The sequence below is a fragment of the Nonomuraea sp. NPDC003754 genome (assembly GCF_053605785.1).
Genome location: NZ_JBSGJX010000026.1, coordinates 96199 through 110245, shown reverse-complemented (window position 1 = coordinate 110245; position 14047 = coordinate 96199). Strand labels below are relative to the sequence as shown.

At 70.2% G+C, this 14047-nt stretch carries 11 protein-coding genes; 10 read left to right on the top strand and 1 reads right to left on the bottom strand.

Going from position 1 to position 14047, the window contains the following annotated elements; genetic code table 11:
* Positions 1-123 precede the first annotated feature (123 nt).
* The 10 genes from ACWEVS_RS28995 to ACWEVS_RS28950 all read left to right on the top strand — a co-directional run bounded on the left by ACWEVS_RS28995 (position 124) and on the right by ACWEVS_RS28950 (position 11970).
* Positions 124-2331 (top strand): Ig-like domain-containing protein, encoded by a 2208-nt coding sequence (locus tag ACWEVS_RS28995; RefSeq protein WP_449919304.1) that lies wholly within the window; start codon positions 124-126, stop codon positions 2329-2331.
* Between the two features lie 161 nt (positions 2332-2492).
* Positions 2493-3620 (top strand): GntR family transcriptional regulator, encoded by a 1128-nt coding sequence (locus ACWEVS_RS28990; RefSeq protein ID WP_449919306.1) that lies wholly within the window; start codon positions 2493-2495, stop codon positions 3618-3620.
* A gap of 53 nt (positions 3621-3673) precedes the next feature.
* Positions 3674-4966 carry an ABC transporter substrate-binding protein gene (locus tag ACWEVS_RS28985; protein WP_449919308.1) on the top strand — a complete coding sequence of 431 codons (1293 nt, stop codon included), beginning with the start codon at positions 3674-3676 and terminating at the stop codon, positions 4964-4966.
* A gap of 2 nt (positions 4967-4968) precedes the next feature.
* Positions 4969-5895 carry a carbohydrate ABC transporter permease gene (locus ACWEVS_RS28980; protein ID WP_449919311.1) on the top strand — a complete coding sequence of 309 codons (927 nt, stop codon included), beginning with the start codon at positions 4969-4971 and terminating at the stop codon, positions 5893-5895.
* On the top strand, positions 5888-6700 hold the full coding sequence (locus ACWEVS_RS28975) for a carbohydrate ABC transporter permease (RefSeq protein WP_449919313.1): 813 nt from the start codon (positions 5888-5890) through the stop codon (positions 6698-6700). Before ACWEVS_RS28980 ends, ACWEVS_RS28975 begins: the two co-directional genes overlap by 8 nt.
* Positions 6701-6729: 29 nt before the next feature.
* Entirely contained in the window at positions 6730-7737 is a 1008-nt protein-coding gene (locus tag ACWEVS_RS28970) for a Gfo/Idh/MocA family protein (RefSeq protein WP_452414688.1), read from the top strand.
* Positions 7734-8504 (top strand): sugar phosphate isomerase/epimerase family protein, encoded by a 771-nt coding sequence (locus ACWEVS_RS28965; protein ID WP_449919317.1) that lies wholly within the window; start codon positions 7734-7736, stop codon positions 8502-8504. Before ACWEVS_RS28970 ends, ACWEVS_RS28965 begins: the two co-directional genes overlap by 4 nt.
* On the top strand, positions 8501-9949 hold the full coding sequence (locus tag ACWEVS_RS28960; RefSeq protein ID WP_452554111.1) for a beta-N-acetylhexosaminidase: 1449 nt from the start codon (positions 8501-8503) through the stop codon (positions 9947-9949). Before ACWEVS_RS28965 ends, ACWEVS_RS28960 begins: the two co-directional genes overlap by 4 nt.
* The gene (locus ACWEVS_RS28955) at positions 9936-10961 is read left to right on the top strand and encodes an NAD-dependent epimerase/dehydratase family protein (RefSeq protein WP_452414683.1); all 1026 of its coding nucleotides are present in this window, start codon (positions 9936-9938) and stop codon (positions 10959-10961) included. The genes ACWEVS_RS28960 and ACWEVS_RS28955 overlap by 14 nt, the downstream gene beginning before the upstream one ends.
* 1 nt (position 10962) lies before the next feature.
* Complete coding sequence (locus ACWEVS_RS28950; RefSeq protein ID WP_449919321.1) at positions 10963-11970, top strand: dihydrodipicolinate synthase family protein; 1008 nt, start codon at positions 10963-10965, stop codon at positions 11968-11970.
* Positions 11971-12020: 50 nt separating this feature from the next.
* Here ACWEVS_RS28950 and ACWEVS_RS28945 read toward each other — a convergent pair whose 3' ends face one another.
* Positions 12021-13166 carry a mandelate racemase/muconate lactonizing enzyme family protein gene (locus ACWEVS_RS28945; RefSeq protein ID WP_449919323.1) on the bottom strand — a complete coding sequence of 382 codons (1146 nt, stop codon included), beginning with the start codon at positions 13164-13166 and terminating at the stop codon, positions 12021-12023.
* Between the last annotated feature and the right edge of the window lie 881 nt (positions 13167-14047).

The window sequence follows — 14047 nt, the reverse complement described above, 5'->3', positions numbered from 1 at the left end:
GGCATGAATTCCAGCCATTTTTCTGTCATTAGTTCGGGGTTATTGTTTCGCCATCTCACGGATTCCTTTGTCTGGATATCTCGTAATCCGGCATAAATTCATTCCTGCGGAGGTGGCTTCTTCATGCGTGTAGGGCTCTTGCGGATCGCCGGCGCTCTCGTGCTGGCCCTGCCGGGCACGGCGGCCATACCGGCCGCCGTCCATGCGGATGAGCCGTCATCGGTGGTGATCGACTCCTCCGAGACAACCCAGGGCGTCGTACGGCTCGCCGGCCGATTCACCGGGGCGTACGACGTGAACATCGTGGTGAACGGCGAGCGGATCGAGCGCGCCAGGGTGAGCGATCTGGACGCCGACGACTCCGGCACCTGGTCCTATGACCTGGACACCAGCGAGATGGACGGCGAACTCGAGATCTACGCCAAGGCGACGAATGCGGCGACGCGCTACGGAACGTGGTCGAGGCCACTGACGCTGCGCGTGGACAACCCGCGCGCCAGGGCGCCGAAGGTGTCGATCGCCGAGCCCGCGGATGGGGCGAGCCTCACCAGGCCCGCGACGGTGCGGGTGAACATCACCGGCGCGGACGTGCATTCGGTGCGGGTCCGGGTCAACGGCGGCCCATGGAAGAACGCCTCCGGCGCGAACGGGCGGTACGTGACGGTGGTGGATCCGGCGAAGTACGGCGACGTCATGGCCAGCCTGGAGGCGGAGGCGGTCGACGCGCGCGGCAACGTGTCCAGGTCGGCCACCCGGTACGTGGCGCTCGGCGCGGCGAAGAAGGAACGCCCGGTGCGGCACCAACAGGACCGGGCGATGTGGATCTGGGAGAAGGCCTCCTACAACCTGGTGCTCAACCCGGGATCGCGCCGCCTGCTGGAGACCGTGCTGGGGCCCGGCTCGACGATCTACCTGGGAGTGGACACCTACGCCGGGCGCGACTTGATCGAGGACGCGCGCTCCGAGCTGCGCGACCTCGTGGCCTGGGCGCATCGCCGGGGGATGAAAGTACACGCCACGGTGGCCGGCGGGACGCGTCCGCCCTATCTCGGCGCGCTCTCCCGATATCGCGACCGCGCGGTCAGGGAGATGGAACGGGTTCTCGACTACAACCTCTCGTCGGCGCCAGCCGAGCGCTTCGACGGGATCAACGTCGACATCGAGCCGTACATCCTGCCCTGGTTCGGGAGCACCAAGCCCGACGTGCAGATCCAGTGGCTGGACACGCTGCGGGCGATGATCGCGCGCCGGGACGCGTCCGGGCAGCCCCTGCTGTTCGGCCCCGCCGTGCCCCGGTGGCTGGACACCTCCGCCTGCTGCACGGACATCCCGTACGGCGGGACCACCCGCACCATGGCCGAACACATCCAGGACATGACGGACTACATCGCGATCATGGATTACCGGGACCAGGCGGACGGCAGCCCCGGCATCATCGCGCAGGCCGAGGGTGAGATCGCCTACGCCGAGCGCATCGGCAAGCCGCTCTCAGTGGTGATCGGGGTGGAGACCCTGGACATCGCGACCAGCGGAGACCCGCACACCATCACCTTCCGCGAACAGGGCAGGGACGCGATGGAGGCGGAGCTGGCGAAGGTCTACGGGGCGTTCTCGGACAGCCCCGCCTTCGCCGGGGTGGCGCTCCACCACTACGACTCCTATCGGGAACTGCCCACGATCTGGGGCCCCTCGGCAAAGTGGCCCGCGCCGCCCGCCGACTCCGGGCCGCCCACGGGCGTCGACTCGCCGCCGAAGGCCGTCGCATTCGACCACTCCACGGTGGACCTGACCTACGGGCGGGCCCACGACGACGCCGAGGTCGACTTCTATGAGGTGCATCGGTCGGTGGAGCCGGGCTTCACTCCCGGACCCGGCACCCTCGCCAGCCGGGCGCGCGGCCTGACCTACACCGACACCGGGCTGCTGCCCGGCACCGCCTACACCTACCGGGTCGTGCCCGTGGACGTGGCCGGACACCGCGGCCCCGCGTCGGATCCCGTCTCTGTGACGACCGGGAGCACTGACCTGCGCCCGATGGTGGTGGAGTCGATGGCCGTCAAGCTTGAGGGCGGCGCGGCGCGAGTGCGGCTGCGCGTCGTGGACAAGAAGACCGGTGAGCCGGTGGCCGCCACGGTGCGCGGGCGGTTCACCTTCTCCGCGGGGCGCTACGTGACGGTGACCGCGGACGCCGACGGCTGGGCCACCGCGACGTCCGAGGCCTTGGTACAGCCGACGGGCCAGGTCGGATTCGCGGGCCACCGGCTGACAGCTCCCGGCCGCTACTGGGCCAGCGCCTATGACCGGGACAGGGACGTCTCAGCCCAGTGGTGACGACCCCGCCGCCCGCAGGGCCACCTCCCGCCTGAGGCGGCCCTGCGCTGCGATTTAAAGGAAGGAATTCATCCCTGTTTTCTGCAGAATTAGCGATGAATTCGTCATTGACATTGCCGCGATATGACAAGAAGAATCCCGTTATGGAGCCACTGGACGGAATGAATTCCCTCCCAAAGGGAAGGCGATACCGCACTCTCGCGGCACGCCTGCGGCAGGAGATCGTGCAGGGCCGCTGGCCGGTCGGTGGCAGGTTGCCGACCGAGTCCGAACTGGCACAGACCTACTCGGTCGGGGTCAACACCGTGCGCCGCGCGGTCGACCTCCTGGTCGAGGAGGGGCTCGTCCGGCGCCGGCAGGGGTCGGGCACGTTCGTGAGCGCCTCCGTCAGACCCTCAGGCACCACCGAGGCCAGGCCGCGGCTCATCGGCGCGCTCGTCCCGTCGACCACCTACTACTTCCCCCAGGTCGTCCAGGGGATCGAGCGGGCGGCCACCGCCGCGGGAGTGCAGCTCGTGCTCGCGTGCTCCAACTACGACCCCGGCGTAGAGCTCGCGCAGATCCAGCAGCTCGTTGACGTCGGGGTCGCGGGTCTGCTGCTGGTGCCCAACCTGCACCTCGCCGCGGACCCCGCCGCGCACCTGGCCCGCCTGCGCGAGCTGACCGTGCCGTACGTGCTGGTGGAACGCCGGCCGGCCGACCCCCGCCCGGCCGACTCCACGTCCTACGTCTGCACCGACGTGCAAGGCGGCGGCTACGCGGCGGTCCAGCACCTCAGCGGGCTCGGCCGGAGCCGGATCGGCTACCTCGGCAGAATCGGCACCGCCACCTCCGAGGAGGTCTTCGCGGGATACCGCCAGGCCGTCACCGACCTGGGTCTGCCGGAGATCCCTGAGGCGGTGGCCCGGCAGCCCGTCTGGACCGGACCCGACATGCTGGCCTACGCCAACTCGCTGGTCACCGCGAAGGTGCGCGCGGTGGTGTGCCTCGGAGACCGCGAGGCCACCGCGCTCCTGCCCTACCTGCGCCGGGTCGGCCTGACCGTCCCCGACGACATCGCCCTGGTCGCCTACGACGACGAGGTCGCCGACCTGGCCGAGGTGCCGCTCACGGCGGTGTCCCCGCCCAAGGCAGAAGTCGGCCGCATGGCGACCGAGCTGCTGCTGCGCCGGGTCGAGCTCGGTCCCGTCGCCCCGATCTGCCGTGTCGTGCTGCAGCCTCGCCTGGCCGTACGGGCCTCCTGCGGAGCCGCCTCCGGCACCCTCGTCGAGGTCCGCGTCCCGATGTGACGCCGACCTTCATCCCCTCACCCCCTGCCCCCCTTTTCCTGTTGGAGGACTCAATGAGAGTGCGCATGCTCGCCGCCGCCGCGGTGGTCGTGCTCACGGTGGCCGGCACGACGTCGTGTGGCGGCTCGGCCGACGGCTCCGGAGCGGTCACGCTGCGACTCGGCTTCTACGCGGCGGCGGGAGACCCCGCCGACACGACCATGCGGGAACTTGTCAAGGAGTTCTCGGCCGCCAACCCGTCGATCAAGGTGGAGCTGGAGGTCGCGCCGTACGTCAAGTTCTTCGAGCGGCTGCGAACCCAGATCGCCGGCGGCCAGGCGCCGCAGGTGTGGCTGTCCGACGGCGTGCTGGTGCAGGAGTTCGCCGCGCGCGGCGCCCTCGCCGACCTGACTGACAGGGTCAGCACCGTCAACGCCGCCGACTACTCCGGCATCGAGCTGAACAAGGACGCGAAGGGCCGGATCTACGGCTTCCCGCAGGGCGCCCAGACACCGGTGCTGTTCTACAACAAGAAGATGTTCGCCGAGGCCAAGGTCGCCGAGCCGACGGCCGACTGGACCTACGACGACTTCGCCGCCGCGGCCAAGAAGCTCACCAAGGACACCAACGGCGACGGCAAGCCCGACACGTACGGGTTCCGCGCCTACTCGCCGGGCTTCACCGAGAGCTGGTGGCCCATCATCAAGGCGTACGGCGGCGACATCGTCACCGAAGGCAACCGCAAGGTGGTCGTCAACAGCCCGCAGTCCAGCGCCGCGCTCGACTGGATGCTCGCCGCGATGGGCAAGGACGGGTTCGCCCCCGACTACGCGACCACGGAGGCCCTCGGCAAGGGCGTCGTCCACACGCTGTTCGCCACCGGCCGGGTCGCGATGTCGTACGGCATCTACGCCCGCACCCTGCCCGCGAAGAGCGCGGGCGTCGACTTCGGTGTCGCGCCGATGCCGAAGGGGCCGGCCGGCCGCGGCAACGTCGCGATCGTCAACTCGTGGGTGGTCAGCAAGGCGGCCTCGGCGGCGCAAGCAGACGCGGCGTGGAAGTGGATCATGTTCTTCTCCGGTGAGGGCCCGCAGCGCAAGTGGGCCGAACTCGGCGAGGCGATCCCGATCAACAAGCAGGTCGCCTCCTCGGCCCTGCCCGCCGAGCAGAGCAAGGCGTTCCTCGAGTCGCTCGACGCGGCCACCGACCTCGGCACCAACGCCGTGTGGTCGGAGTACACCGAGGCCCTGGCCAAGCGGATGAACGAGGCGCTGTCGGGCGCCACGCCCGTCGCCACCGCGCTGGAGACCGGGCAGAAGGAGGCACAGGAGGTCATCGACCGCTTCTACGCGGGACAGACGCAGTGACGATGCTCACCAGACCACCGGGGAAGGCGGCCGCCGCACCGCGGCCGCCCGCCCGGATACGGCACGTGGGAGAGCGGGCCTGGGCGTTCGCCTTCGCCTCGCCCTACCTGCTCCACCTGGTCGTGCTGGCCGCCTGGCCGCTGCTGGCCTCGCTGGTCTTCAGCATGACCGACTACGACCTGATGTCCTCGCCCAGGTTCGTCGGTTTCGGCAACTTCACCCGGCTCTTCAGCGACGGCGTCTTCTGGCAGACGCTGGGCAACACCGCGTACTTCGCCGTGCTGTTCGTGCCGACCCAGACGGCGCTGGCCCTGGCCCTGGCGATCGCGCTCAACCAGCGGCTGCGCGGCATGGCCCTCTTCCGCGCGGCCTACTTCGTACCCGTCGTCTCCTCGTGGGTGGTCGTCGCGTACGTCGCCGACGCGGTCTTCAACCCGCAGACCGGCATCGCCAACCAGGTGCTCGGCTGGTTCGGGCTGCCCGCCGAGAACTGGTTGCAGGACCCCGCGCTGGTGATCCCCACGCTAGCGGCCGTCGCGGTGTGGAAGGGGGTCGGCTACATGATGGTGCTGTTCCTCGCGGGCCTGCAGGCCATCCCCGAGGAGCGCTACGAGGCGGCGAAGATCGACGGCGCGTCGGCCTGGAACCGGTTCCGGTACATCACCCTGCCCGGCGTCTCCGGCACCACCTTCCTGGTGCTGGTGCTGACCTCCATCGAGACGCTGCAGTCGTTCGAGCAGGTCTTCGTGATGACCGACGGAGGTCCTCACGGGGCGAGCGAGCTGACCGTGCTCCACCTCTACCGGCAGGGCTTCCAGTTCTTCCAGATGGGCTACGCCTCGGCCATCGCGTGGGTGCTGTTCGTGCTGGTCCTTGCGCTCACGCTGGTGCAGTTCCGTCTCCAGCGCAGGTGGGTGCACTATGCGTAGAACCATCTCCTACGTGCTGGTGCTCGCGGGTGCCCTCGTCATGCTGGTGCCGTTCGTGGCGGCACTCGGGAACTCGCTCAAGAGCTTCGCCCAGTACATCCAGGTGCCGCCGGTGTGGATCCCAGATCCGGTCCAGTGGGACAACTACGCGGAAGTGTGGCGGCGTACCCCGTTCGGGCTCTACCTCGTCAACAGCCTCGTGATCGCGGTCCTCGCCGTGGCCGGCAACGTGCTGACCAGCGCGATGGTCGGCCACGCCCTGGCCAGGATGCGCCTGCCGGGCAAGCAGACGCTGCTCGCCATGGCACTCGGGACCATGATGCTGCCGACCGTCATCACGATCGTCCCAAACTTCCTGCTGTTCCGTTCGCTGGGCTGGCTGGACACCCTGCTGCCGCTCGTCGTGCCGTACTGGCTGGCCACGCCCATCGGGATCTTCCTGATGCGGCAGACCTTCCTCGGCATCCCCAAGGACTTCGAGGAGGCCGCGGGCCTTGACGGAGCCAATCCCTGGCAGGTGTTCTGGCGGGTCCACCTCCCGCTGGCCAAGCCGGCCCTGGCCACGCTGGCGGTCTTCACCTTCACCACCTCGTGGAAGGCCGTGCTGGAACCCACCATCTATCTCACCTCACCCGAGAACTACACGCTGCCGGTCGGCGTGCTGAGCCTCAAGGGCCAGTTCGTCGGGAACGACCAGCTCGTCACGGCTGCGGCGATGATGAGCCTGCTGCCGATGCTGGTCGTGTTCATCCTGGCCCAGCGTTACTTCGTCCGCGGAACCATGTCCGCGGGACTCAAGGGCTGAGGCCCTCCGTCCCATCCAGGAAGGAAATCGTGACAACAACATCCGGGCTGCGCCTGGGCGTCATCGGCGCGGGCACCATCGCCGAGCTCCACGTGGCCGCCGCTCGTCAGACGGCCGGCCAGGTGAAGATCGCCGCGGTGTGCGACGTGCGCGCCGAGGTGGCGGAGAAACTGGCCGCGGAGGCCGGCGCCCGCGTCTTCACCGACCATCGCGAGATGATCGACGCGGGCGGCCTCGACGCGGTCGTGATCACCGTCCCGCACGCCCTGCACGCGCCGATCACCCTGGACGCCGCCGCGGCCGGGCTGCACGTGCTCTTGGAGAAGCCGATCGCCACCACGCGCGAGGACGCGATCCGCATGATCGACGCCTGCCGTGCGGCAGGAGTCGTGTTCACGGTCGGGCACGTCCTGCGCTTCGTCCCGACGCTGCGCGCCGCGGCCGCCTATCTCGCGTCCGGCGAACTCGGCCAGGTCGTGGTGGCCTCGGAACGGCGTACCGCCGACTACGCCGACCCTTCGAGGCCCCGCTGGTTCCTCGACGCCGACATGGCCGGCGGCGGGATCGTGCTCAACGTCGGCACCCACAGCATCGACAAGCTCCAGATGCTCGTCGGCTCGCCGATCGTCGAGGTCACCGGCCACATCGCCGGACCCGCCGGCGCATCGGTCGAGACGGAGGCGGTGGCCCTGGCGCGGCACGCCGACGGCACCCGCTCGACGATCTCCGTCACCGGCACCGGCCTGCCGTTCACCGACGAGGCCGAGCTCGTGTGCGGCGAGGGCGCGGTCAGGATCAGCCGGGGCGAAGGCGTCTGGTCCTTCCGCGGAGGCGTCGCCACCCAGGTCGCCGCCCCCGAGCCCGGCGAGATGACCAAGGCGTTCGCCGCGCAGCTCGCCGACTTCGCGCACGCCTGCGCGGCGCGGAGCGCGCCCCAGGTCACGCCGGAGTACGCGCTGTCCGTCCTGGACGTCGCCCTCGCCGTCTACGAGTCCGCCCTCAACGGTTCCACCGTCACAGTGAAGGGACAGATGTGAACCCGATCGCGTTCAGCACGCTCGGCATGCCGGGCGCCCCCGCCGACGAGGTGATCGCGGTGGCCGCCAAGTACGGCTGCGCCGGCGTGGAGCTGCGCTGCGCCGACGGCGAGATCGTCGCGCCGGACACGTCGGCCGCCGACCTGCGTCAGGTCCGCCGCGCCTTCGACGAGGCAGGAGTCGAGATCGTCGCCGTCTGCTCCTACACGCGCGTGGCGCGGCCAGACGGCGACACCGTGGCCGAGGTGCTGCGCCACGTCGAGATCGCCGAGGCGCTCGGCTCGCCGTTCGTGCGCGTCTTCGGCGGGGTCGAGGGACAGGACGATCCGGCCGCCGCCGCGATTCGGAGGCTCGCGGAGGTGGCGGACCTGCTGCCGGACAACGGCGTCGACGTGCTGCTGGAGACGCACGACGTCTTCCTCACCGGCGAGGCGATCGCCGGAGTGCTCGCCGGGGTCGGCTCGCCACGGGTCGGCGCGCTGTGGGACATGGTCAACCCGTGGCGCGCGGGCGAGACGGCCGCCGCCACGGCGGACGCGCTGGCACCGTACCTTCGGCACGTGCAGATCAAGGACGCGGCGGCGCCGACCGAGCTGGCCCCCGTGCTGCCCGGCCGGGGCGCGGTGGGGGTGCCCGGCGTGCTCGCCGAGCTCGACCGTCTCGGCTACACGGGCTATCTCGCGCTCGAATGGGAACGCGTGTGGTACCCCGACGCGCCGCCCGTCGGCGATGCCCTCGCCGCCTTCCGCGAGGTGCTCGGGCGATGATCTCCCCGCTGATCCCGCAGGTCACTTCGTTGATCCCAGGGCCAGGACTGTTCCCGCTCGGCCACGGCACGCAGGTGAGCGGCCCGCACGCCGGGACGGCGCGGGACCTGCTCGGCCTGGAGTCGGAAGGCGGCGGCGCCGGGGAGATCACCCTTCACCTCGTGGACGACCCGTCCCTGGGGGAGGAGGGATACACGCTCACCGTCACCCCTGACGAGGCCAGGATCGCCGCGGCCGGACCCGCCGGGCTGCGCTGGGGCGTCCAGACGCTGCGCCAGCTGAGCGGGCCCGGCGGCGTGCAGTGCTGCACCGTTCGCGACGTGCCCAGGTACACCTGGCGCGGCGTGATGATCGACGTGGCTCGCTGGTGGCGTCCGATCTCCTTTCTGCGGGCGTACGTCGACCTGCTGGCGTTGCACAAGTTCAACGTCCTGCACCTGCACCTCACCGACGACCAGGGGTGGCGGTTCGAGGTGCGCGGCCACCCGCGGCTCACCGAGGTCGGAGCCACCCGTGCCGAGTCCTCGGCCGGTCACGCACGGGAGGGCAGGTTCGACGGGACCCCGCACGGGGGCTTCTACACCCAGCGAGAGCTGCGCGGCCTGGTGGACTACGCGGCCGACCGCGGCGTGACCGTGGTCCCCGAGATCGAGTTCCCCGGGCACTCCCAGGCCGCGATCGCCGCCTGTCCCTGGCTCGGCCACACGCCCGCCGAGGTGCGCACCTCGTGGGGAATCTCCTCGCACGTGCTCAACGTGAGCGATCGCGCCGCCGGGTTCGCCCGTGACGTGCTCGACGAGCTGAGTGAGGTGTTTCCGTCCAGATTCATCCACATCGGCGGTGATGAGGTCCGCAGCGGCGAATGGGCGTCCAGCCCCGACGCCTTGCGGCGGGTGGCGAGCGAGGGGCTCGCCGGCCCCGAGGCGCTGCATGGCTGGTGGGGGCGGCTCCTCGCCGATCACCTGCGCGGGCTCGGCTGCCGTGCGGTGGCCTGGGACGACATGTTCGACCACGACCCGCCCGAGGACATGGTGATCATGGCGTGGCGGGGTGTGAACCGGGTCGAGGCCGCGCTGCGGGCGGGCCACGACGTGGTCGCCGCCCCCCACACGCACACCTATCTCGACTATGCCGAGTCGGACGCCCCGGGAGAGCCGGTCAGCATCGCCGGGCCGCTTCCGCTGGAGACTGTCTACGGGTACGACGCGGGGGAGGGCGTCCTCGGCACGCAGGCGCAGCTGTGGGGCGAGTACCTCCCCACCAGGGAACGTTTCGACTACAACGCCTTCCCCCGCCTGTGCGCCGTCGCCGAGGCCGCCTGGTCCTCCGGCAGGGACCTCGGCGACTGCACCCGGCGGCTGACCGCGCACCTGCCGCTCCTAGACCGGCTGGGCGTGCGCTACCGGAGGCCAGACGACGAAGGAGCGCGACATGTTCACCTCTGAACGGGAACTCGAGGACCGGCTGGCCACCCCCTCGGCGGCGCTGGTCGCCGACGTCGGCGAGTTGGACGGCGACCTCGTCGTGCTCGGCGCCGGCGGCAAGATGGGGCCGAGCCTGGTCCGGCTTGCCCGGCGAGCGCTGGACGCCGCGGGACGCGGCTCCGCCCGCGTGTACGCCGTGTCGCGCTGGTCGGACGACGCCGCCGCCAAGGAGCTGGCGGAGCAGGGCGTCGACGTGGTGCGCCACGACCTGATGGGCGACGACGACCTCGCCGGGCTGCCCGACGCGGCGAACGTCGTCTTCATGGTCGGCGCCAAGTTCGGCACATCGGCGGCGCCGTACCAGGCGTGGGCGGTCAACGCCGCGCTGCCCGCCGCCGTCGCGCGGCGCTACCGCGACTCGGCGATCGCGGCGTTCTCCACCGGCAACGTGTACCCCCTGGTGGACGTGGCCTCCGGCGGGAGCGCGGAGGACGACCGGCCCGGACCGGTCGGCGAGTACGCGATGAGCTGCCTCGGCAGGGAGCGCGTCTTCGAGCATGCCGCCGCTTCGTACGGCACCCGGGTCACGATCCTGCGCCTCAACTACGCCGTGGACCTGCGCTACGGCGTCCTGGCGGACATCGCCGCTACCCTGGCGGCGGGCGAGCCGGTCGACCTCACGACCGGCCACGTCAACGTCGTCTGGCAGGGATACGCGAACGAGGTCGCGCTGCGCTCGTTGCGGCACGCGCGGGCACCGGAGGCGTTCACGCTCAACCTGACCGGCCCTGAGACGGCCTCGGTGCGGCGCACGGCCACCCGGCTGGCCGCAGCACTCGATGTCGAGGCGACCTTCACCGGCCAGGAGAGCGGCACGGCGCTGCTGAACGACGCCTCCCGCTGCCACGGCCTGTTCAGTTACCCCGACGTGCCGCTCGACACGCTGATCGCGTGGCAGGCCGGCTGGCTGTCACGCGGGCTGCCCCTGTCAGGGAAGCCGACCAGGTTCGCGGTGCGCGACGGGAGGTTCTGAGATGTCGATCGACCTGCTCAAGGAGGGGACCGTCATCCCCGCCCACCCGCTGGCGTTGACAGGACGGCGCACGCTCGACGAGCGTCGCCAGCGGGCGCTCACCCGCTACTACCTCGCCTCCGGAGCGGGCGGGGTGGCCGTCGCGGTGCACACAACGCAGTTCGAGATCCGCGACGCGGGGCTGCTCAGGCCGGTGCTGGAGATCTCCGCCGACGTGGTGGCGAAGGAGGCCGACCGGCCCTTCGTCATGGTCGCGGGGGCATGCGGCGACACCGCACAGGCCGTCGCCGAGGCCGAGCTCGCCGCCTCGCTGGGCTACCACGCCGTGCTGCTGTCTCCGAAGGTGGCGGGCGCCGGCGAGGCCGAGCTGCTCGACCGGGCTAGGGCCGTCGGGGAGGTGCTGCCCGTCATCGGCTTCTACCTGCAGGAGGCGGTGGGCGGCAGGAGGCTGAGCCCGTCCTACTGGCGCTCGCTGAGCGAGCAGGAGTCGGTGGTGGCGATCAAGATGGCGCCCTTCGACCGCTACCGCACGGTCGACGTGGTCAGGGCCGTCGAGGCGTCGGGGCGCGGCGACGACATCGCGCTCTACACCGGAAACGACGACAACATCCTGACCGACCTGCTCACGCCGGTCGCGGGGCACCGCATCGTCGGCGGACTGCTCGGCCAGTGGGCGGTGTGGACCCGCGCGGCGGTACTCATGTTCGAGGAGGTACGCCAGGTATGGGCCGGGGACGACCAGGTCCTCCGCTCCCTGCTGGCCCGCGCCGCCGACCTCACCGACGCCAACAGCGCCGTCTTCGACGTGGCGGGCAACTTCCGCGGCTGCATCGCCGGAGTCCACGAGGTGCTGCGCGGGCAGGGGCTCCTGGCCGGAACGTGGTGCCTCGACCCGCAAGAGGGACTGTCCCCGGGACAGGCCGACGAGATCGCCAGAGTCGGTGCCGCCTACCCCTGGCTGGTCGACGACGACTTCGTCGCCGCCGGCCTGGACGACTGGCTGCGCTGAGCGCTCCGGTGTTCCGCCGCCCTCCTCGGGGAGCGGCGGAACACAGTCCGTCAGACGCTCCAGTGGGCCGAGGCGAGGGCGCGGACCGCGTCCTCGTCCACCTCGACCCCCAGGCCAGGCCCCGAAGGCACCAGTGCCGTGCCGTCCACGACCTCCACCGTGCTCCCCCCGACGTACGCCGAGTGGACGAACTGCCGCCCGTTGAGATCGACGGGAGTGTCCACGCCGAACGCGGCGAACAGATGCAGCGAGGCGGCGAATCCGAGATCGGTGTCGGTCAGTCCCGAACCCATGATGCGCAGCCCCGCGTCCTCGGCGAACTGGCACAGCCGGCGGGAGAGCGTGAGACCGCCCGAACGCTGAACCTTGGCGATGGCGATGTCGACCGCGTCGAGTTTCACGAAGGTGGCCAGGTCGGAGGGATGGCGCAGGCTCTCGTCCAACGCCACGGGCAGCGGACTGCGGTCCCGCAGCCGGCGCAGCCCGGTGACGTCGTTGGCGGGCAGCGGCTGCTCGAACGCCGACACGTCCAGGTCGGCGAGCCTGCGCGCCATACGCAGCGCGCCGTCCACGGTGTAGGCCTGATTCGCGTCCACCCAGATGGGCGCGCCCGGAGCCGCCTCCCTGACCGCCGCCACGACCGAGACGTCCGTCGCCTCGTCGTGCAGGCCCACCTTGACCTTGTACGCCTGATAGCCCTGCTCCCTGCCCTCCTCGACCGCCTGCCGTACCTCGGCCGGGGTCTGGCCGGCCACGATCCACCCGAGCGTGATGCGGTCGACGCGGCGCTGGCCCCAGAGCACGCCGACGGAGACACCGAGCGCCCGGCCGAGCAGGTCGTGCAGCGCGATGTCGAGTGCGGACTTGGCGATGGGGGAGCCGATCGTCAGCCCTCGGTTGATCACCTTCTCGTACGCCGCGCAGGCACCGTCGAGATCCCACGCCGACCGTCCGACCAGCGCGGGAGCGAGGTAGCGATCGATCGTCGTCGAGATCGACTCCACGGTCTCGTAGGTCCAGGCGGGTGTCGGCGTCGCCTCTCCCCAGCCGGTCAGCCCTCCGGCCGTCACCTTGACAAGAACCCGTTCGGCGGGCTTCCCCGCCGTGGTGACACTTCCCCCGGAAATGCTGAACGACCGGATGGACGGCAATTCCACGACAAATGTGTCCACCTGCTCGACGATTAGCGACTCCATGATTCTCCCAATGGCATGAATTCGTGCTGTTTTCATTACCGCGATGCCCTGAACCTAGCACGCTGGAAATGATTCACGAATTCATGGAATGAATTCATGGCGTTCGCCGATTCGGCGGCGCCCCCGGCGTCCCCGCAGCTCGACGGCGCAGTTCACGCGTTCTCTGGCTCACGGGCGGCGAGGTGACGGCGGCGACGATCATCGCGGCACGGGGACGGATGGAGGAGACACAGTCGCCCTTCGACGCGAGCACCCGGCGGAACGGGAGAGCCGACAGGTCGCCCGCGAGGTCGACGACGGCGTCGAATCGGCCCGCGCCTCCTCCGCGTCGAAAGTGTTAGTCGAGAGTGTTCGGGAACTGCACGGCGAAAGCGCGACGGAGGCATCGTTGACGAGCACCGTCTGGACGGCTTCGACTTCGCCGAGCAGCACCCTGCAGCGCGGTTGTCGTCGCCGTCGGCAGAGTGGGCCTTGTGATACGACTTTCGTATCTCCCCTGTCAGGGCTCTCCTTTCGCATGGTTACTGCGGACGTTGCGCGATCGTTCGCAAGGTAGGTCCGGACGTCGCAACGTTCGCGTGGACGGGATAGTCATACGGCTCAAGCAACGGGTTCAGGAACAGGCACTTAGCTTGTCGTTTAACCTCTGATCTTCGCATTTGCCCTGGGAGATGACGAAGCGGGTGGTTGCTCGGTGTAGCGAGTGTGGGATCACCTTCTGGGCTTGGTGCCTTTGCGGTGGTGAGCTGGGCGTTGGTAGGCCTCGCCGGTAGCCAGGACGCGCCCGACTTCGTGATGTGGGACGGGACGGTTGGTGGAGCCGGGTGGCCGACCGGGACCAGGCCGGGTGGGGTTAGGCGCACGCGCAAGCGAAGGCGTCT